Source organism: Pseudothermotoga hypogea DSM 11164 = NBRC 106472, from assembly GCF_000816145.1.
GTDB classification, from domain to species: Bacteria; Thermotogota; Thermotogae; order Thermotogales; family DSM-5069; genus Pseudothermotoga_A; species Pseudothermotoga_A hypogea.
This window is the reverse complement of sequence record NZ_CP007141.1, coordinates 2,122,685-2,145,114: the sequence shown is the minus strand read 5'-3', so window position 1 is coordinate 2,145,114 and position 22,430 is coordinate 2,122,685. Positions and strand designations below refer to the sequence as shown.

Annotated in this window: 21 protein-coding genes and 4 tRNA genes; 15 read left to right on the top strand and 10 right to left on the bottom strand. The window is 50.0% G+C overall.

What is annotated here, in order from left to right:
- Positions 1–3 precede the first annotated feature (3 nt).
- Together AJ81_RS10555 and AJ81_RS10550 are read left to right on the top strand one after the other, a co-directional pair.
- On the top strand, positions 4–414 hold the full coding sequence (locus tag AJ81_RS10555) for a 4Fe-4S dicluster domain-containing protein (protein WP_031502853.1): 411 nt from the start codon (positions 4–6) through the stop codon (positions 412–414).
- The gene (locus AJ81_RS10550; RefSeq protein ID WP_038059558.1) at positions 414–2,174 is read left to right on the top strand and encodes an aldehyde ferredoxin oxidoreductase N-terminal domain-containing protein; all 1,761 of its coding nucleotides are present in this window, start codon (positions 414–416) and stop codon (positions 2,172–2,174) included. Before AJ81_RS10555 ends, AJ81_RS10550 begins: the two co-directional genes overlap by 1 nt.
- Here the strand turns inward: AJ81_RS10550 and AJ81_RS10545 are convergent.
- Complete coding sequence (locus AJ81_RS10545) at positions 2,123–4,132, bottom strand: efflux RND transporter permease subunit (RefSeq protein ID WP_031502849.1); 2,010 nt, start codon at positions 4,130–4,132, stop codon at positions 2,123–2,125. The two genes, AJ81_RS10550 and AJ81_RS10545, sit on opposite strands and share 52 nt — an antisense overlap.
- Before the next feature lie 51 nt (positions 4,133–4,183).
- On the opposite strand from AJ81_RS10545, the gene AJ81_RS10540 reads away from it, so the two are divergent.
- Positions 4,184–4,951 carry a TatD family hydrolase gene (locus AJ81_RS10540; protein ID WP_031502847.1) on the top strand — a complete coding sequence of 256 codons (768 nt, stop codon included), beginning with the start codon at positions 4,184–4,186 and terminating at the stop codon, positions 4,949–4,951.
- Here AJ81_RS10540 and AJ81_RS10535 read toward each other — a convergent pair.
- Entirely contained in the window at positions 4,941–6,113 is a 1,173-nt protein-coding gene (locus AJ81_RS10535) for an MFS transporter (RefSeq protein WP_081708906.1), read from the bottom strand. The two genes, AJ81_RS10540 and AJ81_RS10535, sit on opposite strands and share 11 nt — an antisense overlap.
- A 104-nt stretch (positions 6,114–6,217) precedes the next feature.
- Here AJ81_RS10535 and AJ81_RS10530 point away from each other — a divergent pair.
- Positions 6,218–6,293: transfer RNA gene (locus AJ81_RS10530), tRNA-Asn, on the top strand.
- 146 nt (positions 6,294–6,439) lie between these two features.
- Here AJ81_RS10530 and AJ81_RS10525 read toward each other — a convergent pair.
- A tRNA-Glu gene (locus tag AJ81_RS10525) sits at positions 6,440–6,515 on the bottom strand.
- A gap of 187 nt (positions 6,516–6,702) precedes the next feature.
- Between AJ81_RS10525 and AJ81_RS10520 the strand changes: the two genes are divergently transcribed.
- On the top strand, positions 6,703–7,188 hold the full coding sequence (locus AJ81_RS10520) for an inorganic diphosphatase (protein ID WP_197536848.1): 486 nt from the start codon (positions 6,703–6,705) through the stop codon (positions 7,186–7,188).
- Positions 7,189–7,271: 83 nt separating this feature from the next.
- Here AJ81_RS10520 and AJ81_RS10515 read toward each other — a convergent pair.
- Positions 7,272–7,349: transfer RNA gene (locus tag AJ81_RS10515), tRNA-Pro, on the bottom strand.
- Between the two features lie 99 nt (positions 7,350–7,448).
- Between AJ81_RS10515 and AJ81_RS10510 the strand changes: the two genes are divergently transcribed.
- A tRNA-Pro gene (locus AJ81_RS10510) sits at positions 7,449–7,525 on the top strand.
- On the opposite strand, the gene meaB is transcribed toward AJ81_RS10510, so the two are convergent.
- The 4 genes from meaB to AJ81_RS10490 are packed head-to-tail and all read right to left on the bottom strand — an operon-like array spanning position 7,504 to position 11,262.
- A complete protein-coding gene (meaB, locus tag AJ81_RS10505) occupies positions 7,504–8,382 on the bottom strand; it encodes a methylmalonyl Co-A mutase-associated GTPase MeaB (RefSeq protein ID WP_081708907.1) in 879 nt (292 codons plus the stop codon). The genes AJ81_RS10510 and meaB overlap by 22 nt on opposite strands.
- Positions 8,372–8,785, bottom strand: coding sequence for a cobalamin B12-binding domain-containing protein (locus AJ81_RS10500; protein ID WP_031502839.1), 414 nt, complete (start codon positions 8,783–8,785; stop codon positions 8,372–8,374). The genes meaB and AJ81_RS10500 overlap by 11 nt, the downstream gene beginning before the upstream one ends.
- A 13-nt stretch (positions 8,786–8,798) precedes the next feature.
- Entirely contained in the window at positions 8,799–10,478 is a 1,680-nt protein-coding gene (locus tag AJ81_RS10495) for an acyl-CoA mutase large subunit family protein (RefSeq protein WP_031502838.1), read from the bottom strand.
- Positions 10,468–11,262, bottom strand: coding sequence for a radical SAM protein (locus tag AJ81_RS10490; protein WP_031502837.1), 795 nt, complete (start codon positions 11,260–11,262; stop codon positions 10,468–10,470). The genes AJ81_RS10495 and AJ81_RS10490 overlap by 11 nt, the downstream gene beginning before the upstream one ends.
- Before the next feature lie 80 nt (positions 11,263–11,342).
- Here AJ81_RS10490 and AJ81_RS10485 point away from each other — a divergent pair, with 80 nt between their 5' ends.
- The 3 genes from AJ81_RS10485 to AJ81_RS10475 are packed head-to-tail and all read left to right on the top strand — an operon-like array spanning position 11,343 to position 14,011.
- Positions 11,343–12,185: a M55 family metallopeptidase gene (locus AJ81_RS10485; protein WP_031502835.1), complete on the top strand. Its 843-nt coding sequence runs from the start codon at positions 11,343–11,345 to the stop codon at positions 12,183–12,185.
- Between the two features lie 3 nt (positions 12,186–12,188).
- Positions 12,189–13,076: a bifunctional enoyl-CoA hydratase/phosphate acetyltransferase gene (locus tag AJ81_RS10480; protein ID WP_031502833.1), complete on the top strand. Its 888-nt coding sequence runs from the start codon at positions 12,189–12,191 to the stop codon at positions 13,074–13,076.
- A 2-nt stretch (positions 13,077–13,078) separates the two neighbouring features.
- The gene (locus tag AJ81_RS10475; RefSeq protein ID WP_031502832.1) at positions 13,079–14,011 is read left to right on the top strand and encodes a helix-turn-helix domain-containing protein; all 933 of its coding nucleotides are present in this window, start codon (positions 13,079–13,081) and stop codon (positions 14,009–14,011) included.
- Here AJ81_RS10475 and AJ81_RS10470 read toward each other — a convergent pair.
- Positions 13,998–14,759 (bottom strand): IclR family transcriptional regulator, encoded by a 762-nt coding sequence (locus AJ81_RS10470; protein WP_031502831.1) that lies wholly within the window; start codon positions 14,757–14,759, stop codon positions 13,998–14,000. The two genes, AJ81_RS10475 and AJ81_RS10470, sit on opposite strands and share 14 nt — an antisense overlap.
- A gap of 5 nt (positions 14,760–14,764) precedes the next feature.
- Entirely contained in the window at positions 14,765–15,787 is a 1,023-nt protein-coding gene (locus tag AJ81_RS10465) for a sugar kinase (RefSeq protein ID WP_031502829.1), read from the bottom strand.
- Between the two features lie 129 nt (positions 15,788–15,916).
- On the opposite strand from AJ81_RS10465, the gene mnmA reads away from it, so the two are divergent.
- Genes mnmA through AJ81_RS10435 form a run of 6 tightly spaced genes read left to right on the top strand, consistent with a single transcriptional unit; the run spans position 15,917 to position 22,429 of the window.
- Positions 15,917–16,966, top strand: coding sequence for a tRNA 2-thiouridine(34) synthase MnmA (mnmA, locus tag AJ81_RS10460; RefSeq protein ID WP_031502828.1), 1,050 nt, complete (start codon positions 15,917–15,919; stop codon positions 16,964–16,966).
- Positions 16,967–17,006: 40 nt separating this feature from the next.
- On the top strand, positions 17,007–17,711 hold the full coding sequence (locus AJ81_RS10455; protein ID WP_031502827.1) for a rhomboid family intramembrane serine protease: 705 nt from the start codon (positions 17,007–17,009) through the stop codon (positions 17,709–17,711).
- Positions 17,712–17,723: 12 nt separating this feature from the next.
- Positions 17,724–19,136, top strand: coding sequence for an Asp-tRNA(Asn)/Glu-tRNA(Gln) amidotransferase subunit GatA (gatA, locus tag AJ81_RS10450; RefSeq protein ID WP_031502826.1), 1,413 nt, complete (start codon positions 17,724–17,726; stop codon positions 19,134–19,136).
- Positions 19,133–20,572, top strand: coding sequence for an Asp-tRNA(Asn)/Glu-tRNA(Gln) amidotransferase subunit GatB (gene gatB / locus AJ81_RS10445; RefSeq protein WP_031502825.1), 1,440 nt, complete (start codon positions 19,133–19,135; stop codon positions 20,570–20,572). The genes gatA and gatB overlap by 4 nt, the downstream gene beginning before the upstream one ends.
- Positions 20,569–21,330 carry a hypothetical protein gene (locus AJ81_RS10440; RefSeq protein WP_031502823.1) on the top strand — a complete coding sequence of 254 codons (762 nt, stop codon included), beginning with the start codon at positions 20,569–20,571 and terminating at the stop codon, positions 21,328–21,330. The genes gatB and AJ81_RS10440 overlap by 4 nt, the downstream gene beginning before the upstream one ends.
- The gene (locus tag AJ81_RS10435) at positions 21,263–22,429 is read left to right on the top strand and encodes a coproporphyrinogen-III oxidase family protein (RefSeq protein WP_231845426.1); all 1,167 of its coding nucleotides are present in this window, start codon (positions 21,263–21,265) and stop codon (positions 22,427–22,429) included. Before AJ81_RS10440 ends, AJ81_RS10435 begins: the two co-directional genes overlap by 68 nt.
- Position 22,430: the final 1 nt, after the last annotated feature.

Below are 22,430 nucleotides of genomic sequence, written 5' to 3'. Positions count from 1 at the left end.
AACGTGGCGAAGAAGCTTGTCGTGAAAGACAGAGAAAGATGCATAGGATGTTATTCTTGCATGTTTGCCTGCACGAGGACGTGGCACGGAGCTGTTGGAATAGAGAAGTCAGCCATGAGGGTGAAGAACTATCCAGGAGTCGAAGGCGCATTCTCTGTGCGCGTGTGTCAAGCTTGCAAGGATCCAGAGTGTGCCGCGGCGTGTCCAACTGGAGCGCTCAGAGTTTCGAAACGCGGTTTCGGTGTGGAACTGGTGAAAGAACTGTGCACACACTGTCGAAAATGTATCAAAGCCTGCGCTGCGAACGCGCTCCAGTGGGACGAACAGGAACAAGTGCCCATCGTGTGTCACCACTGCGGTGTTTGTGTTCGCTACTGTCCGACCAAAGTCCTCGCTATGGAGGAGGTGGGCTGATGTACAGGATGTTGTCCGTAGATCTGACGAGCGGAAAGGTCGAGGAAAAGGATGTGAGTGAACTGTTTCGAAGGTTCATTGGTGGCACAGGCGTGCTGACTTATCTTGCGATGCAGGAAATCACAAAGGATTTGGATCCGTTCTCTGAAAATTCTCCAATTTATTTCGCGATAGGTCCTATCAACGGCTATTTTCCAAGCATGTCGAAGACCGTTGCGATGTTCAGATCACCTTTGACGGGCGATCTCGGCGAATCCCATGCGGGTGGAAGACTTCATCTCGCGATGCTTTCGGCCAACGTTCACGTTCTCAGGATCGTTGGTCGGGCTGAAAAACCCGTTTATCTGTCCATAGACGATGATAGCGTGAAACTTGTTCCCTGCAGTTCGCTCTGGGGTCGAAGCGCACTTGCTACCGAGAGAATTCTCAGAGAAAAGGAAGATCACCGCAAGGGCAAAAAGAGCATCGTCAGGATCGGACCAGCGGGTGAAAGGCTTTCTCCCATTGCCGCTGTTACTGTGGATTCTTCAAGGCACTTTGGAAGGTTGGGCCTCGGTGCGATCATGGGTTCAAAGAATTTGAAGGCGATCGTTGTGTCAGGAAGCAACTGTCCAGAACTGAGAGATAAAAGATCATATCAGTCGCTCTACGATCGAATTTTTCAGGAACTCGTCGAGAGTGAAAACACATACAAGTACAGAGATCTCGGCACGGCGGCGAATGTGGTTCCGCTTTCGAAAATAATGGGTCTTCCGACGCGGAACTTTTCTCAAGGCTTCTTCGAAAGCGCTCAGGGAATAAGTGGCGAGTATTTCGCAGACCATCTCCTCGCACAGCAGATCTCCTGTGCGCACTGTCCCATAGGATGCATCCACATGGGCGTCTTGAGGGAACTGTTCGCTGATCCGCACATGTACAAGGCTCTGAAGACTTCCTACGATCACGAGCTCATTTATTCGCTGGGCTCGAATGTCAGCGTTTCGAAAGCGGAAGATGTGCTCAAACTGATTCACTTCGTTGAGCGACAAGGTTGGGACGCGATAAGCATTGGTGTTGTGCTTGCGTGGGCGACTGAAGCGTTTCAAAGGGGTTTCATCACGCTGAAACAGACCGAAGATCTCGCCCTGAACTTCGGCGATGTGGAAACTTATTTGAAGGTTCTTGAGAACATCGCACTCGGGAAAAACGAATTCTACAGAGATCTCGAAAAGGGTGTTCACTATTGTGCAAAAAAGTACGGCGGTGAAGATTTCGCAATCTGCTTCAACAAAAACGAAGCTCCTGGGTACATGACCGGTCCAGACGCGTTCGTCGGATACGCAGTGGGTGTGAGACATTCGCACTTAGACTGTGCAGGATACAGCGTCGATCAAAAGTATCTGGGACGTTCTGAAGACATCGAGAAAGAAGTCAGGGCAATGTATGAAGAAGGTGTCTGGCGCGTCCTCACCAACAGTTTGGTGATGTGTTTGTTTGCACGGGGTGTCTACACTCCACAGAAGGTAGTTGAGTGTTTGAACACTGTCGGATTCGACATCGATGAATCGAAGATGAATCAGATCGCCCACACCGTGCATGGGATGAAATACTTGCTCAAAGAGAGGCTGGGTTTCAACTTCGCCGGGTTGAGTCTTCCCAAGAAATTGACCAACGTCTACACAAGCAGGGGAAAGATGAGTGAGGCGGACTTCAAAAAGAGAATCGAACTCTACCAGAGGTTAGTGGACGAAGACAAGTCTCTCGCATCACGCGCGTTGTGAGCCCTGTTCGGCAGGATTGAGGTCAGCCAGAGCAAGGTGTAGCTCGAGGCCAGGACCATCCCGATGAATATCAGCGCTGCGATGTGCGCGTGGACCTTCATGGGAGAAAAGAACAACACGGAGAAGCCCAGAGCGACACCGAGAGCGTTGGCAATGATAGGCCTTCGGGTGAATAGATAGGCTCGTTCGAGAGAACCATGTTTCAGGTACGCGCAACAGAAGTGTATTGCATAATCTATCCCTGCACCGAGTACGATGTTCATGATGCAAGCGCTTATGGCGTTCAATGGTACTTTCAACAGTCCCATCGCCCCATACAGGCTCAGCAACGTCGCTGCGATGGGCAGACAGCTCAAAAGACCGAGTTTGAAATTTTTCAGCGTGAGCCCCATCATGAGCGCTATAACAAGCAAGGCAAACATCAGACTCGTTCGCAAGTTCTGGATCACGAACCTGTTCATCTCCATGTACTTGAAATCTTCGCCAGAGAGCTCGATGGACCTGATCGGACCACAAGCAAGTGAAGAGACGGTTTCTTCGATCTGCCTGTAGGTGCTGCTGTCTACTCGTTTTGGGAAGGCAATCACGAGAACAGAATTGCTCTTGCGATCGAACAGGATCCCTTCGGGTAACAGCATCGAAATGAGATTCCGCAGAGGCTGTGGAAATAACTCGTACAAATCCAAAATTGAGAAGATTCTTTCGCAATGATCTTTCAAACGATCCCGCACCTTTTTCAGGGCCTCGAGACCTTCCTGACTCTGAACGTCCTCGTTCATATCGACTTTCAGAAAAACGGGCACCTTTATGCCTGCGATGGCTTCCACCACGCGAGCCCCCTTCATGACCTTGGAGTTGGACCTGAAGAACAGCAGAGAGTGAAAATCCGCCTGTACTCTGCCGATGAAAAAACAGAAGAACGTGAACAGTGAAAGGAAAACCAGCAACTTGGTTCTTCTCTTCGTCAAGCTCCTTCTTTCGATCATGTCAGGCGTTCTTCTGTCTTCGATGAGTGTGACTATCGGTGGCAAAAACACGAAGGTTGCCACCCCCGCTGCGGTCATACCAGCTGCGCCGCTCAGGCCGATCTCCCTCATCACTGGGGAACTTGTGAGACCAAGGCTCAAAAATCCAACCACTGTGGTCAGAACGGTCATGAACAATGCGGAAAAAGTCTCCTTGAACGCCTTGTAAGATCTTTCGTATCTGCTTGGATCTTTCAGAGTCAGGTACCTGTTCACGTAGTGGAGCGCCGCAGAACTTCCCATTATCAACGTTATGAACGGCATTAGAACATTCTCCATACTGATCGGTTTGCCTATCGCCGCGTACAGAGCGAGCAGGTAGATGGTGGCCAGAATGCTGGGAAGAAACGCGAGCAACGCGGTCCAGAAACTCTTGAGTGTGAGGTGAAAGATCACGAACATGATCGTGAGCGCAACTGGAGTGAGGTAGATGAGAATCATTCGAACGTAATCTATCGCCATCGCACCGATGTACGAAATTCCGAAGACCAGACCATCCCTCGCCTTCATCATCCGGTAGATGCTTCTCGAAGTGTCTTCGGGACTTTTAGAGATGAACGTCACAAGCAGAGCATAGTCGCGCCCTTCGTATTGTCCAACGAGCCTGAGCCGCTGAGCGAGGGACGTGTTGTTGACCATCGTGAGGGGAAATTCAAAAGGATTGATCACCATGGAAACACCAGAGAGATCTCGAAGCTCTCGAGCCACATCGTTTACCTCGTCTCTTGTCCTGTAAGGAACAGCGACGATCGCAACGTCTCTGAGGTAGAAAGTTTTCGATATCTCCCTCTCTGCAATCACGTAACGTGATTCTTTGAAAACCTGCGCCTTGAAATAAGCCTTCACATTTAGTCTTGGAAGCTGTAATGCTGAAATAATCCCAAGAAGCGACATGAGAGTGAGCGCGACCCACGGCTTTCTGATCCACACCATCTTTTTTCCTTCCCTGATAGAATTCTAATTGCAAAAGGGGGTATAAGAACAATGAAGCTGACAGACACACATGCACATCTGCATTTTCACCAGTTCGAGAAGGACTTGGATCAGGTGCTTCAGAAACTCGATTCACACAACTTCTCTTTCGTCATCAACGTGGGCATAGACATCGAGGATTCCAAAAAAGCACTTTCTCTGAGTGAGAAACACGATAAAATCTACTGTTCAGTTGGTGTTCATCCCCACGAAGCTTCGAATGTCCCAGAGAACTTCTTGCAAGCTTTTGAAGAGCTGATCGAATACAAAAAGGTTGTCGCAATTGGCGAATGTGGTTTGGATTACTACAGGATGCTGTCTTCCAAAGAGCAACAACGAAAAGTTTTCGAGGAACAGCTGAAGTTTGCGAAAGATGTCGATCTACCCGTGATAGTTCACGTTAGGGATGCTTACGAGGATGCTTACGAGATCATAAGCCGCGTGGGACTGCCAATGAGAGGTGGTGTTGTACACGCCTTCTCTGCGGATGAAGAGTGGGCAATGAAGTTCGTTGAACTCGGCATGTACATCGGTATAGGTGGTCCCATCACGTACCCGAAGAATCACACGTTGAGAAGAGTCGTTGCAACTATCGGAATCGAAAACGTTCTGAGCGAGACGGATTGTCCTTACTTAGCCCCCCAACCGGTGAGGGGCAAGAGGAACGAACCAATCTACGTCAGGTTCGTAATCGAAGAGATCGCGAGGATCCTGGACATGAATCTTGAGGATGTTGCAGCTGTTCTCGCGAGCAACGCGGAAGAGCTTTTCATGTCCTGACGTTTCCGATTTTGTAGAACCATCTCACTGCTGGAATTGAACTCAGCAGGCTCGCACTGAAGATGAAAGCCGAGGTCAGGAACACCCATCTGTGTCCGAGCCTTCCTGCGATCTGTGTTGACACAACGGGAACGAAGGTTCTACTGAGGATGTTCAATCCCTGGAAGAAACCTTCCCACCTACCCAGTTCTTTCGGTGATAGACTTATCTTCACCGTTTCCTTGGCGGGAAACCACAGGATGAATCCAAGTCCCATGAGCGTGTGGGAAGCGAAAAAAACGTAGACGTTGGGTACGAACCAGAGGGCGAAGGTAACTATAATTAGCACAGAGCCGATGACTAAATTCGTTACTGTGTTGTTCCTGGTCTTTCTTTTCCAAAGATACGATGTGACCACCGAGGCAGAGAAGATCATTTCGAACAGAAAGGGCGAGGAACTGTCCAGATTGAAACGGTCCATGAGATAGTACGAAATGATGAGAAAGCTTGAAAAACTGAAGGCCATGTACGCCAGATACTGATGCAGCATTATCGAAATGAAGGGCCCATTCACGCTCGTGGCCAGCACGTGGTGTTCGTGAAGACTCGAACCGCTCTGAACACGTGGCAGGATTTTCAAGAAGGCGAAAGCGTAAAAGATGTTCGTCAGGAAGGTCAGGAAGAATATTGTCGAGAGAAATCTGAGATCTTTCATGTACTTCGACAGAATGAACACCAGGAAGAAGTAAACGATGGCCTTCGTGAACTCAGTGATGAGAAACTGCAAAGAGTAAATCTGTTCACGTTTCTGCGGCTGAAAGAGCGCCCTTTCGTACATCACCTGGCAGGGATATAGGACGTCGGTGACACCCAGCAAAAGTTGTGCTGCCACGAACCCATAGACGTTACGTGCCAGGACGAAAAGGATACTTCCCAGAGCGAAGAACATCCTGGCGAGCGCGTAACCATAGTTCACGCTTATACTTTCGAACTTTCTGCCTAAGACGTAAGTGAGAATGGCCTGAAAGATGTAGGAAAAACTGAAAAGCCAACCGAGCTCTTGAATGGAGATGTTCAAAACCTTACCGAGCGTCGGAGCCGCGATGAGCGCGGAGAAGGAAAACCCGCTCACAGAATAGAAGAGAAGATAAAGCTTGATTCCCTTCGGCAAGTCCTTCCACATCGGCATCACCTGCTTCTTCTCAGCGTTAATCTAAGAGTAAATAACTCTACACTTGAAATGGAAAAAGCTTTTGATAGAATAATTGTCGATAACTGAACTGGCGCTCCGGCGTAGCTCAACCGGCAGAGCGGGTGGCTGTTAACCACTAGGTTGCAGGTTCGAGTCCTGCCGCCGGAGCCAAGCTTCAAATGAATTTCCCGATCAGTAGGTGGGTCACGAACCCACCTCTTTTTTGTTGTGTGTTCAGTCAAAGAAACGGGCGTGAAAAACCGCTCCAGAGAGGAGCGGTTCTTCCTTTGAGATTCGTTCAAAAAAGTAGAACACTCTGGCGCCCCCAAGGGGATTCGAACCCCTGCTTCTGGCTTGAAAGGCCAGTGTCCTAGGCCGCTAGACGATGGGGGCTCAACCAAGGCTATATTACACTATCTCGCAGAAATGGTCAAGAGGGTTGTTTGGGGTTCAACGCCGTCTCTTGGATTTGAATGTTGGTCCGAATGATTTGCAAAAAACCTTACCGGGGAACTTATGACTCACAATATCTACGTGAGGTATGATGAAAGCTGAGCGCTAATGAAGTGGGGTGATAATTGTGAATCAGGTGGAAGCTTTGGTGGAGATCCCTAAAGGTAGTCGCAACAAGTACGAGTTCGACAAAACACTCGGTCGGATCCGACTGGACCGTGTGCTTTATTCGCCCTTGCATTATCCTGCTGATTACGGGTTCATTTTGAACACTCTTGCGGAAGATGGAGATGCGCTGGATGTCCTCATTGTGACATATGAGCCGACATTCCCTGGATGTATTGTGCAGGTTCGACCCGTTGGAGTGCTGATAATGCAAGATGAAAGGGGACGTGACGAAAAGATTCTGGCGGTGCCCACCGTGGATCCTCGTTTTAATGATGTTGAAGACCTAACGCATTTGCCTCGGCACCTTCTCCTCGAGATCGAGCACTTTTTCACAGTGTACAAAACCTTAGAAGAAAAATCTACCGAGATTCTCGGATGGCAAGGGCGCGAAGAAGCATGGCGATTGATTCATCAAGCTCAAGAGCGTTTCAGCCAGCAAACTTGAAAAAGGCGTGAGCCTCGGGTCACAACTATCAAGAGCGTTGGCGGGTGAGATTGCTTTGAAAAGAAAAGGCGGCTCTCGCCGCCTGGTCGGGGCGACTGGACTTGAACCAGCGACCTCTTGCGCCCCATGCAAGCGCGCTAGCCAATCTGCGCCACGCCCCGCAGCTTTTATTTTACCACCATCTTCTCTTTCGTGCAAGTGTTCAGTTACTCTTCAACAGTTGTCAAAGCTCAACCTCTGTGGTATCATTTGTATTGGCTCAGGGGGTAGTTCAGTTGGCCAGAACGCCGGAATCGGGGTCCGGAGGTCGAGGGTTCAAGTCCCTCCCCCCTGACCATATTTCAGACGTTCACACATAGATTTCAACGCCAGCTCGACACTTTCGTAAGGATCTTGTGAATCCACGGTTGAAAGATATCTCTGCAACGTTCTTCTCGCAAGCGTTTCCGTGTGGTGCTTCAGCCTTTCTTTTCTCATTTGCTTCAACCTCTCGGTTTCGGCAAGACTCTTCCACAAGGTTATTACTTTGTCGACGAGTTCTTCTACTCCGTTTCCGTTCAGTGCCGTGGTCTTCACGACGCTCGAGGCATCTCTTCCAGCAAAGGTGAGAAAACCAACGAGCTGATCGTACAGTGAGTCGTTCCCCTCAAGGTCCGATTTGTTCACCACGTATATATCCGCGATCTCCATGACGCCGGCCTTCAAAAGCTGCATTTCGTCTCCGAAGCCTGGTGACAACACCAGTACTACGACATCAGCCACATACCGAACCTCGATTTCGGCCTGACCAACGCCCACCGTCTCGATCAGAACGTAGTCGAAACCGACAGATTCGAGCAATTCCACGACGTCGTAGATACTCTCGTTCAAACCACCGAGCGCACCACGCGACGCCATGCTCCTTATGAAAACGCCTTCGTCGAGAAAGTGTTTCTTCATCCTGACCCTGTCGCCGAGGAAGGCACCCTGACTGAACGGACTGGACGGGTCCACCGCAACGACCGCGACCGTTTTCCCGATGGATCTGAGCCTCGCGATCACCTGGTCGATCAGCGTGCTCTTGCCAACGCCAGGACTTCCCGTGAAGCCGATCACAGGACAGATCCTCTTCGGCAGCTTTTTCAGAATATCCCTCGATCTGTCAGGTTCATTTTCTATCAACGTTATGAGCTTGGCGATCTGCTTATGATCCACTCGTGCTCGCCACCCCTTCCAGAACCTCTCTGACCTCCTGAACGATCTTCGAAAGCGGTGTTCCTGGTCCAAACACACGTACAACACCTATCTCGAGCAACTTGGGTACATCGTCGGGTGGGATTATGCCTCCCACGAAGACTGGAATGTTCCCTATGCCCTCTTTTTTCATCAGCTCGATCACTTTCTTCGACAACTGCAAATGTGCGCCAGACAGGATCGAGAGCCCTATCAAATCGACGTCCTCTTGGATCGCAGTTTTCACTATCTGCTCGGGAGTCTGTCTCAGACCGGTGTATATCACTTCGAAACCCGCATCCCTCAGGGCGTGTGCGACGACCTTTGCACCGCGATCGTGTCCGTCCAAACCAGGTTTTGCAATCAAGATCCTGTACTTCTTCATCTGGTTCACCCCCTCAGATCGATGTGCTCTCGGTGTACTCTCCGTAAACTTCTCTCAGAACATCGCTGATCTCGCCGAGGGTCGCGTAGCATTTGACTGCTTCGAAAACGTAAGGAACGATGTTTTTACCTTCCTGCGCAGCTTGTTTCAATTCTTTCAACGCGCTCGCGACGGCCCTGTTGTCTCTTTGTTCTCTCAATTGTTTGAGGGACTCTTTCTGTTTCTCTTCAAGTGCGGGGTCAACCTTGAGGATGTTCTCAACCGGCTTTTCTTCTTTGGTCTGGAACGCGTTCACTCCCACGACGATCTGCTCGCCTTTTTCAATCGCCAGCTGTTGCTCGTATGCACTCTTGTGGATCTCCTTCTGAACGTATCCAAGTTCTATCGCACGGACCATGCCACCCAAAGCGTCGATCTTCTCCAGATATTCCCAGACTTTCTCTTCGATCTCGTTCGTCAGAGCCTCCACAGCGAAGGAACCTGCCAGTGGATCGACGATGTCCGCAACACCAGATTCGTAGGCGATTATCTGCTGTGTCCTGAGTGCGACCTGTACGGATTGTTCTGTCGGAAGACCGAGTGCTTCGTCGAAGGAATTTGTGTGCAGAGACTGAGTACCACCGAGTACGGCCGCCAGTGCCTGGATCGCCACGCGAACGATGTTGTTCAGTGGTTGTTGTGCTGTGAGTGTGGAACCACCCGTCTGCGTGTGGAATCTGAGTCTCATAGCGTCCTGGTTGGTAACGTTGAAACGTTCCTTCATGATCTTCGCCCAGATGCGTCTTGCGGCTCTGAACTTGGCGATCTCTTCCAGAAAGTTGTTGTGTGCAGCAAAGAAGAATGACAACTGTCTTCCGAACACGTTCGGATCCAGTCCGGCCTTGATGGCCGCTTCGACGTAAGCGATCGCGTCACCGAACGTGAAAGCAAGTTCCTGGACTGCGCTGGCGCCGGCCTCTCTTATGTGATAGCCGCTGATGCTTATCGTGTTCCATTTGGGCATGTGCTGAGCGCAGAATTCAAAAATATCTGTGACGATCTTCATTGATGGTTCAGGAGGGAAGATGTATGTGCCTCTCGCTATGTACTCCTTCAGGATATCGTTCTGTATCGTGCCTCTGAGTTCTTCAATCTTCGCCCCCTGCTTCTGTGCTGTCACAGCGTACATGCTCAGGAGGATCACCGCAGTGGAATTTATGGTCATGGAGGTGCTGACGTCCTTAAGTGGAATACCGTCAAAGAGTATCTCTATGTCCCTCAAGGAGTCCACCGCGACGCCCACACGTCCGACCTCGCCCTCTGCGAGAGGATGGTCTGAATCGTAACCGATTTGTGTGGGCAGATCGAAGGCCACCGACAAGCCCGTTTGACCCTGTTGCAAAAGGTATTTGAAGCGTTTGTTCGTTTCTTCCGCGGTTCCAAAGCCTGCGTACTGCCTCATCGTCCAGAGCCTTCCACGGTACATCGTTCTCTGAACGCCTCGCGTGTACGGATAGTCTCCCGGCATGCCGAGGTCTTTCAAATAATCCAGCTCCGCCACATCGAGTGGCGTGTAACATCTCTTGAACTCGTATCCCGAACTCGAAAGGAACCTTTGTTTCCTCTCTGGAAACTTCTTCATGTCGTTTTCTGTCTGCTGTTGCCAATGTTCGAACACCTCAGCGATCTTCTTGAGTTGTTCTTTATCGTACATGCTTCACCACCTCCACTTTGGATTTCGCCAACCAAAGGGCGCAGCAACCTTTGAAATCGAAATCGACCTTGAACACTGGTTTCACAATGACGCTCACAAAATCTTTCACAGATTGCTGCAATGAGCGTCTGTACTCACCGCGAGGTTGCATGCAGCCGAGTATTACATGCTCGAAGTTCTCGGCGGCGTAACTGAAAAGTTCTTTCACCTGCAAGAGATCAGGTGGAAGGGCTTGGGAAAACTTCGTTCCGGGAGTCGGTACGAAGACGTTCAGGACCACAACGTTGAACCGTTCCGAAAGCATTTTCAGCGCTTCGTACTCGTGTGAGATGTGGCCTTCCAGAATTCCAACTGTTATGTGTGGCACGGCGACGACCCTCGTTCGTGCGATGGCATCCAGAAGTTTCGTCGGTTCAACGCTGAACCCATAGACGGCTTCCATGACCTTTGGATCCGCGAAAAAGTCAAAGCTCACAACGTCGGCCAAGCCTTCCAGTTCTATAACGGGCGACTGCGGAAAACCCACGTGGAAGTTGTAGGAAAGTTCGTACGTTTCTTTTAGATACCTCAACTGATGCAAATGTTTTCTGAAAGGCACGAGAAAATCTTCCTCGAGTCCTCCACTTATCAGGAAGCTCCTGCGTCCTTCTTTTGCAAGTTGGTCCATCTCCCGCAAAGTCTTCATGTGACTGAGATAGTGCCCACCACAGTGCGCACAGTTCATATGACAGAATTTTCCAGTGAGCGAGATCGGTATCGTTCCACTCGGATCGACGAATACCATTCGATCACCAAAAAGATCATACCATCTTCGAGTGTTCTTCGTGGTATGATTCGAAAAGGTAAACGATGAGGAGGGATCATATGAAGATATATGTTTCAGTCGACATGGAAGGTCTGGCGGGTATCGCCACGTGGGGAGAGGTCGACACCAGTAAGAAGGAAGCTTCGGAAGCTTTGCAAGAACATTTGAGAGCGTTGCTCGAGGGGTTGTTCTCTTCGGGAGTTGGAATTGATCAGGTGTTGATCTGTGATGCTCATGGCTCTGGTACGGCTATACCTTACAAGATATGTGAAGAGTTCGATAACGTCAGTCTTGTGCACGGTCCAATCAGGAAAGATTACATGATGAGCGGTCTCGATTCGACATTCGATAGAGTCATCTTTCTGGGTTATCATGCTGGAATCGGGACCAAAAACGCAATCATGGACCACACGTATTCGAGTTCTTTGATACACAACGTCTGGATCAACGGAAAGAGGATGAACGAGGCGCTCATAAATGCTGGGTTTGCCGCGCACCACAACGTTCCCATCTGTCTCGTCGTGGGTGACGGTGCGCTCAAAGAGGAGCTGGACAAAGAATTTCATGGCACGTGGCTTTTTGTAGATACCAAGATGGGGCTTGGACGTTACGCAGCCATCATGAAACCGAAGAAGCGTTTGTTCGAGGAGATGAAAAGAGCGGCTGCCGAAGCTGTGAAGATCCCGAGGAACGAACTGGTGTTGTACGGATTCGACGCTCCTGTGGAGCTGAAGATCGAAATGAAAGACACGGTGTACGCGGACATGGCCGAGCTGATCCCTGGCGTTGAGAGGATCGACGGCCGTACCGTGAGGTTCGTCCACAACGATTATCCTGTGGTTTTCAACACGATCATGGCGATAGTTTATGTGGCGATGGCAGCCCGCGATTGGAGGTCGTGAAATATGAGGTCTCTCGGTGAACTGATCGAAATGGCGAAGAGGGGAAGGAAGAAAAATCTCGTCGTCGTGGGAGCCGAGGACGAAGAAGCCGTCAAGGCGGCTTTGATGGCGAAAAGGGAAGGACTGGTGGATCGCATCTTCCTCGTGGGAAAGTTGGAGAAATTGAGAAGCTACGAAAATTTAACCGATGCGGAACTTGTCGACAGTACTGACGAAAGCGATGCGAGCGAGAAGGGTGTGAAGCTCGTTTCTTCTAAACGTGCGGATGTTCTGGTCAAGGGCCTTGTGAAGACATCAACCCTTTTGAAGGCCGTGCTCAACAAAGAATGGGGACTGAGAGGTGCAGGACTTCTGACACACCTCGCTGCAATCGAGGTGCCCGCACTGGACAGGATCGTGTTCGTGTCGGATGGAGGTATTGTTATAAGACCTTCACTCGAGGAGAAGGTGAAGCTCATCAACAATGCGGTGGAAGTTCTGCACAAACTGGGTTACGAATTGCCTAAAGTGGCTCTCATCTGTGCCGTCGAGACGGTGAACCCTGCCATGCCCGAGACAGTTGAAGCTGCAATAATTGCGAAAATGAACCAGCGCGGTGAGATTAAAAACTGCATCGTCGACGGGCCGCTGGGCCTGGACAACGCTTTGAGCCCGAGAGCTGCGGAAGTGAAAGGAGTGAGGAGTCCGGTTGCAGGCTGTGCGGACCTCTTGATCGTGCCCGACATTCATTCGGGCAACTTCCTTGGAAAATCTGCGATCTATCTTGCAAACGGCAGGATCGCGGGGATGGTGATCGGCGCAAAGGCACCCATCGTGCTCGTTTCGAGGGCGGACACCGCAGAGAGCAAGTTGCTCTCGATCGCCATGGCGTGTAGCGCGAGCGAGGGATAGGTATGATAAAGGTCCTGCTGCCTTCGAACGTGCTCGGCAGTGTTGAACTTTCCTCGAGCAAAGAGAGGCTCTTCGTTGATTTCTATGATGAAGATGACTACGACAAAAAGCTACTCGAAGAGTTCTGGGACGTGGTGATGGGACCGAAGAAATTCGACAATCCCACCACGATCTTCGTCAGTTCGATGGACGGTGTGACGATGGCCATCAGGTATCTCGAGAGCAGGCTCGAACTGGATGAACTCAAGAGGAAGCACGAGGTGCTGTACAACTTTGCTGAACTACAGGGTTTAACCGCGCATGAGATCTTGAGGGAACTTCAAAAACTTCGCAACGGTTGTGAAAAGGCGATCGCTTTCGTGGCTGAAAGAGGAGTGCACCTGCTTGCGTATCTTGAATACTTCTCCGCGGGCAAGTACGTGCAGCACGAAGAGGGCATCTTCGAGGTCAATCTGAACGGTAAGACGAAAAAGATCGTTTTCAGCGATCTTCCCGTGGAAGGTTTTCACAACCTTCGCATTCCCCCCTTGAGAGAGCGTAAGAACGATATTCCCTACATGGTCGACTGGGTTCTTTCTTCGATACACCAGAAGCACAGATACCTACCATTGAAGTTCCCGAGTGAAGAGATCATGGACCTGTTTCTGAAATACGATTGGCCTGGGAACACGGAGGAGCTTGTCAAAGTGGTACACATGTATGCGGCAGGCTTGGACGTGGTCAGTTACTTCGTGAATTCGATCCCGAGTCGGGCCGAGCAAGACCTGAGATTGCCAGAGTACGTGAAGAAGGTTGTCACGAGCGTTGAAAAGAGAGCCATAAGACTCTTTTTGGAGAAGTACAACTGGAATCGCAAGAAAGTGGCCTCAGCGCTTGGCTTGAACTACAAAACGCTCTGTTACAAGATCAAGAAATACGGTATCACGAAACGATGACGGCCCCCAGCTTTTTCGAGATTTCTCTCGCTGTGTTCATGACCTCGCGAGCGATTTTTGGTATGGTCTCTTCGTTCAGCAGACCAGCCGCGCCTGTGACGCTGATGGCACCAATGACTTTGTTGGTGTAATCGAACACCGGTGCTCCAACGCACTTGACCCCGTATTCATTCTCCTCGTTGTCGATGGCGTAGCCTCTTTCTCTCACCAAGAGTAATTCTTGCTTGAGTTTTTCAGGGTTTGTGATGGTGTTTGGCGTGCATCTGCTGAGTGGTACGTTCTTCAGATACTGTTCGAGCTCTTCCTCGCTCAGGAAAGCGAGGATGGCTTTGCCGAAACCCGTTGAGTACAGTCTCATCTTCATTCCTATCCTCGAAACTGTTGGAATCGTTCTTGCACTCTCGACCTTGTCGACGTAAACACCTTCGAAACCATCTTTGAGGGCGAAATGGACCGTCATGTTGGTCTTCTCCATCAATTCGATCAAGAGTGGATGGGCTATCTCGCGCACTTCTATGTTCCTGAGGACTATGCTCCCGAGCTCGGCCAGCTTGTAGGAGGCGAAGTATCTGTGGGTGTACGGATCTTTGAACGCGTAGCCACACCTGACAAGTGTTTCAAGGTGCTTGAACGCCGCTGGTGCTGTTACGTTCAAAAATTCCGCAACGTCGCGAACCCTGACACCGTTCCTTTTCGAAGCGATGTACTCAAGGACTTTCAAAGATCTCTCAACCGAGTAGATGGACATGAATTTCACCTCACAACCCTTCCACTTCCAGAACCTTTCATCAGGCTCTTCACCTCGTCGACGGTGACCTCGTTGAAGTCTCCGACGATCGTGTGTTTCAAACATGAAGCAGCAACGGCAAACTCCAGAGTTTCTTCAGGTTTCATACCGTTCAGAAGACCGTATATGATGCCTGCAGAGAAGGAATCTCCCGCGCCAACTCTATCGACTATGTGAACTGTGTACTGCTTGGCACTGTAGAAATCGTCTCCGTCGAGCAAAACACCAGACCAACCGTTTAGATTGGCAACGATGCTTTCTCGCAGGCTTATCGCCACCTTTTTGAAACCGAACCTTTCCTTAAGCCTGCGACACACCTGCTCGTATCCTTTCAAACTGAGTTTACCCTCCACGACGTTGCTCTCGTCCGCCTTTATACCGAAGACTTTCTCCGCGTCCTCCTCGTTCGCGAAGAGAACGTCGACGTACTTAACGAGCTGTGACATCACCTCTCTCGCCTTTTCCTGGCTCCACAGTTTGGCTCTGTAGTTGAGATCGCACGACACAATTATGCCTTTCTCTTTGGCCTTCTTCAGAGCATCGAGACACGCTTGCACCAAGTTGTCCCCGAGTGCCGGCGTTATTCCGGTGAAGTGGAACCAGTTTGCGTTGTTCAGGATCCGATCCCAGTCGTACTCCTCGGGGCTGGAAAGGGCGAACGCGGAATTTGCCCTGTCATAGATCACTTTCGAAGGCCTTTGAGAATAGCCGGTTTCAAGGAAATAGACACCCAGCCTTCCCTCTCCAAAGATTATGTGAGACGTATCCACATTGTACTGTCTGAGATAGCGCAGAACTGCGATACCGAACTCGTTCTTGGGAAGTTTCGTCACAAATGATGCTTCCAGACCGAAGTTTGCGAGTGAGACGGCCACGTTCGCTTCCGCCCCAGCATAGGTGACATCGAAACTCCTCGTCTGGACAAACCTCAAGAAATTCGGTGTTGCGAGCCTCATCATGATCTCTCCGAAGGTAACAACTCTGGCCATAGTCGCACCTCCATAACTACTGGTTAATGAAACAAATCTTAAGTCAACGCTATGAGAATTCTACCACATGTTGCGTCATTCGAGCAAGAACACGATTTGAGGTACAATGAAAATGGGAGGAGTCGAGCATTGAGAGTCGGAGTTCTACTGAGTGGTGGAGTCGACAGCGCGGTGGCACTGTACAGTTTGCTCGAAGCAGGTCACGAGGTGATCGCCTATCACATGAAAACCATGCCGGACGAATTCTACCTCACCAGACAGATAAAACACAAAGTGTGTTGCTCTCCCGCCGACACGTTCGATGCTCAGCTGATAGCGAAACACTTTTCTGTGCCACTAAAAGTGATCCACGTGGAGGACGTCTTTCGTCGAACCGTGATCCAGTACTATCTGGAGGAATACAAAAACGGAAGAACGCCCAATCCATGCTATCTGTGCAACAGATTGATCAAGTTCGGTTTCGTGATGGATCTCATCCTGAACGATGGTGCGGACATGATCGCCAGCGGGCATTATGCGAGAATCGTCGAAGGTAAGCTTTACAGAGCGCTGGACAGAGAGAAGGATCAGTCCTACTTTTTGGCCTCAATCGAGAGACGCAGACTCGCCAAGATCATCTTCCCAAATGGTGACAAAACCAAGTCTCAAGTGAGAGAAATCGCAGTCAAGGCACGGATTCACGTTCATTCGAAACAGGAATCTCAAGATCTGTGTTTCATCCCGGACGGCGATCAGGAACGTTTCTTCAAAGAACACAACGTGGAATTCAGTGAAGGTCCGATCTACGATGTTCATGGCAGAGAATTGGGCAGGCACAAAGGTTTAATTCGTTACACTGTGGGTCAGAGGAAACTTGGAATCTCACTGGGGTCGAGAACGTACGTGGTGCGAATCGATCCGGGAAGGAACGCAATAATCGTTGGAAAAGAGGAGGATGTTTACCGAAAAAGCTTCTCGGTGAGCCGTCTCAACTTATTGGAGTACCTTCCCGAAGAGTTCACAGCAAGTGTAAAAGTAAGAAAGAACACATCAGAAGTGCCATGTTTCGTGAGACACAACGGAAGCGAAGCGCATGTTGAAACACAGCAACCCATTTTCGCAATCACACCTGGTCAAGCAGCGGTGTTTTACGATGGTGAGCTCGTGCTTGGTAGCGGAATTATCGAAGAAGTTTTGTGATAAAATTTGTTATTAAGAAGACAAACGGGGAAGTGGTGGTTTGATACCTCTGTACGACACCATACCGAGCAGGAGAAAACCGTACGTGGTCTATGGGCTGATCACGATCAATGTTGTGGTCTTCATCTACCAAGTCATGCTTAGCCGTGTCGAACTGATTGAGTTCCTGTACAATTTTGGACTCGTACCGGCGCGATTCACGTCGACGAGGTGGGCCACGGTGTGGCAGCTCCGCACGGGTTTGAGCTTGTATTCGAACAAGTGGTTGACTTTCTTGAGTCACATGTTCCTGCACGGTGGATGGTCCCATTTGATTGGAAACATGTGGTTTCTGGGATTGTTTGGAGATAACGTGGAAGACGAGCTTGGTCACGTTAGGTTTTTGATCTTTTATCTGTCTGGCGGTGTGCTCGCGAGTCTGGTACACTTTTCACTGAATCTGGGATCACAGGTTCCGATGGTTGGAGCTTCCGGTGCGATATCCGCCGTCATGGGGGCTTATTTCGTACTCTTTCCATATTCGCGTATCGTTTCGCTCGTGCCTCTATATTTCTTTATGCCTTTTTTGGTTGCCATACCTGCGTTCACGTACTTGTTCGTTTGGTTCATCTTCCAAGTGCTCAGCGGTTTGCTGGACAGCCCAACAGGTTCTGGTGTGGCGTATTGGGCGCACATCGGGGGCTTCGTCGTGGGTATGATCTATGGCTACGTGCGACGGTTGCGAAGAAGACGATATTACTGGTGAGGGAGGTTCGACATGTTTCAAAAGCTGACCATAGAGGACTGTCTCGAGGTCGAAAGGCGAAATCTGGTGAAAGAGTCTCTGAGCGAAATAGGAAGGGTCGATGGGGTCCTCAAGAGCTTCATCACAGTACTCAACGAAGAACAGATCGAAGTCAATGAAGGTCCATTCAAAGCCATTCCGATAGCCATAAAGGACAACATCGTCACGAAGAACATCAGAACGACCTGTGCATCGAAGATCCTCGAAAACTATGTACCTCCGTACGATGCTACGGTCGTGAGAAAGCTGAAAAAGGCCGGTTTTGCAATCGTTGGGAAGACGAACCTCGATGAGTTCGCGATGGGTTCGAGCACGGAACGTTCTGCATTTTTCGTCACGCGTAATCCTTGGGATCTTTCGCGCGTTCCGGGCGGCAGCAGCGGTGGATCTGCTGCAGCGGTTGCGAGTGGTGAGGTGGTGGCGGCGCTCGGCAGCGACACGGGTGGCTCCGTGAGACAGCCAGCGGCGTTCTGTGGCATCGTGGGTTTCAAACCCACGTACGGTTTGGTCTCTCGATATGGACTTGTGGCGTTCGCTTCCTCGTTGGACCAGATAGGACCGATGACCAAGAGCGTTAGGGACGCCGCCATCCTCATGCAGATCATTCATGGCAAAGATGAGTTCGATTCCACAACAGTCGATGTGAAAATGGATTTCTTGTCGCACATAGAGCAGGGAATCGAAGGTTTTCGTTTCGCCGTTCCTGTAGAAGTTTATGAGTACGAAGGTCTGGACAAAGAAGTCGCAGAAAGGTTCGAAGAGTGCATCAAACTCGTCGAGAAACTTGGAGGAAAGGTCGAGAAGGTGAAAATCCCCACGCTGAAGTACGCGGTTGCGACGTACTACGTGATCGCTCCTGCGGAGGCAAGCTCGAACCTCGCAAGGTACGATGGCGTCAAGTACGGTTTGCGCATTGAGAAAGCCGGTTTGAAGGAGACCTATTCGGTCACGAGAACGACCGGTTTTGGGGAAGAGGTCAGAAGAAGGATCATGCTGGGCACGTTCACTCTGAGCGCGACTTACTACGAAGCCTACTTCAACAAGGCACAGAAGGTGCGAAGGTTGCTTGCCAACGACCTGAACGCAGTGTTCGATCGATTCGATGCAATCCTCACCCCCACGTCTCCCATACCAGCCTTCAAGATCGGTTCAATAACGGATCCTCTCGCATATTATCTCATGGACGTGTTCACAACCTTCGCCAACCTGGCTGGCGTGCCAGCTTTGAGTGTGCCCTTCGGCTTTGCCCAGGGCCTTCCCGTAGGCATTCAGGTGGTGGGAAAGAGGTTTGAAGATCCAAAGGTGCTGAGGATCGGTAGATCGATCGAGAAATTCTCTCCGTACAACGAAAACGGTCGTATTCCCTTACCGGTGGTGAGAACATGAGGTTCAAGACCGTGATAGGTTTGGAAATACACGTACAGCTTTCGACCAAGACCAAAGCTTTTTGTAGCTGTCCTGCGGACGTTTTCGAAATGCCGGCCAACACGGCGATCTGTCCCGTGTGCACGGGTCAGCCTGGAGCCCTGCCAGTGGTGAACGCAGAGATGGTGGACTACGCCATTAAGCTCGCACTGGCACTGAACTGCAAGGTGAACGAATATTCGAGATTCGACAGGAAGAACTATTTTTATCCGGATTTGCCGAAGGGTTATCAAATAAGTCAGTATTTTTATCCACTCGCAGTTGAAGGTTATCTCGACATAGATGTTGATGGAACGACGAAGCGCGTGAGGATAAGAAGATTACATCTGGAGGAAGATGCGGGCAAGCTCATGCACGAGGGTGATTCGATAACGCAAGCCAAGTACTCTCTGGTGGACATGAACAGGTGTGGTGTTCCGCTGGTTGAGATAGTGACGGAACCAGACCTGTCGTCACCAAGAGAGGCACGCATCTTCACCGAAAAGCTGCGCTCCATACTGAGGTATTTGAAGATAAGCAGTGGTGACATGGAAAAAGGTGCCCTGAGGTGCGATGCGAACATTTCTGTCGTTGATGTCGAGAAGAAGGTTTCAAGCAACAGGGTCGAGGTCAAGAACATGAACTCCTTCAAGTTCATCGAAAAGGCGTTGGAATACGAGGAACAGAGGATCAAAGAAGCGCTCGTGAGAGGAGAAAACGTCGAGAAAGAAACGCGCGGTTGGGATCTTTCTACGAAAACGACCGTTTCGATGAGGGGCAAGGAGGAAGAAAGCGATTATCGTTACTTTCCGGAGCCCGACATACCACCGGTCGTTGTCAGCAGAGAGCGGATCGAAAGACTGAGGTTCAGTCTGCCAGAGCTCCCGGATCAGAAAAAGCAGAGGTTTGTTCAAGATTACGGGCTTCCAGAATACGACGCATCCGTACTCACGGCGGACGAATGGATTGCGAACTTCTTTGAGGTGTGCGTTGAACTGACCAAAAAACCCAAGGAAACGAGTAACTGGATCATGACGGAGATGCTGAGAGAAATGAAGGAGTTCGAGAGCGAGGAACTGAAAATCAAACCTGAACACATTGCGGAACTCATAAGGCTGGTCGACCGTGGTGAAATTTCTATAAAGACGGCCAAGGAGATCTTTCCAGAGATGTTCAGAACGGGTAAAATGCCAGGCCGGATCGTCGAAGAAAAGGGGTTGAAACAACTGAGCGACGAGCACACCATCACTGAGATTGCAAAAAAGATTCTCGAACAAAATCCACATGTTGTGGACCAGTATAGGTCCGGAAAAACGAACGTTATTTCTTTCTTCGTCGGTCAGGTGATGAAACAGACCAGGGGCACGGCGAATCCAAAAATCGTGAACGAGGTACTGAGGAGGTTGCTCGAGAGGTGAAGCGGTATCTCTTGGTGCTGTTGATTCTTCTGGGTTGGGTTACCGTATTCGGTGTGGAGATGCTCTATGTCGATGGCTTGGAGCACTTCATCGATGTTGGGAATTTTCTCATCAAAACTTCGGAGAACGACCTTCAACTCGGAGCGATTTACGAAAACGAGAAAACGATCCTGCGAAGAGTGGGTTTCCTCAGGATCAAAGAGGCTGACGCAAAGATGAGAGTTGGCTTCACCGTCGGGAAGAGTTGGTCCGTTCTTGCGACCTTCGACGTCGAGAGCTTCGGTTTGATGCCGTCACGCTACCGGATGCTCTTTTCTATCGCTCCTGAGAGTTCTTACGCTGTGATGGGTGCTGAACAAAAATTCTTTCTTGGTAATTACACGATCAACTTCTCTTCCTTCGACATCTTTGGTCCCGTCACCATGGGCATGAGCAGGTTGTATGTGAAGATGCAGAACCGAGAGATCGGTTTCTATGCACTCGACAAGGCACTGTTCGCAGGCTTCTATCCTTACTCGAGGGGGCAAACTGGGGACGAAGGGTTCTTCATGGGCGTGGGATGGAAAGATGGATTTTCGGGAGCCTTGGCGATGAAGTTCAGAGTTCCGATCTGGAACCTTTCAATAATGGTAGACTTCATTCTTGCACTCAGCCAAGACAGTGCATCGGTTGGAATCAGGAGTGAATGGATTGGAGAGAATTTCAAACTCGACACTTGTTTCATTGATGGAAAGTTTGTCTTCAACGTTAGTTTCTGAAAACATAGGTTTGTACCTCCACGTTCCTTTTTGCAAGCGCAGGTGCACGTACTGCGACTTCGTTTCATTCACGGATTTTTCTCAGGTTAAAGAGTACTTTGAAGCATTATGGAAGGAGATCGAACTTTGGTCGAAGTTTCTACCCAGAATTCACGTGGAGACGATATACGTTGGAGGGGGAAGTCCGAGCGACGTTCCGTTCGAGTTACTCGAGAAAACTCTCGAGCGCATTCGGGATATGTTTCTCATCGCGGATGATTTCGAGTTCACGATCGAGGTGAATCCGAATTGTGAGTTCGTCGAAAGGCTCAGATTTCTGGACGTGAACAGGGTGAGCATAGGTCTTCAAGCAGCGGACGATGAGGTACTGAAATGCGTCAGGAGAAGACATTCGGTCGGTGATTTCTTCAGAACGTTCGAAACGGCAAAGAACTTTGCCAAGGTCAACGTGGATTTCATCGTGGGTCTTCCGAATGAGAGCGATCGCACGATAGAGAACGACGTGCACGTGGTGGAAACGTTGAGGCCGGATCACGTATCGATCTACCTTCTGGAAACGCACGAAAGCGAGTTTGAAACCGCGATCAGCGAGGTAGTTGAGAATCGCTACGAACGTTTCGTCGAAGCGGTGAAAGAGATGGGTTATGATCGTTACGAGATTTCGAATTTTGCTCTCAACAACAGTTTCTGCAGACACAACTTGAAGTACTGGAGAAACGAGGATTACATCGGTCTCGGCGTGGCCGCAGGTGGGCATCTGGGCAGGATCAGGTACGTGAACAGTCCACGGCTCGGAGAGTACATCTCGAAGTTGAAGGAAGACGATTTCGTATTCGACTATTTTTCAAGGAACGACGATCTGCAAGAGTTGAAAGAAACCATATTCATGGGTTTGAGGCTGAGCGAGGGCGTGAACATCGAGAAGTTGAGAGAGATTTGGTGGATGTTCGATCCCTACGAGCTCTTTCACGACCTTTTGGGTGAGTTTTTGGAGATCGAGGATGGCTTTCTCAAACTCACCGAACGAGGTTTCGACCTGTCTGCTCGGGTCCTCGCCGATGTCATAGATCGTGTTTCTCTGATGGCCGTTGGGAGGTGAT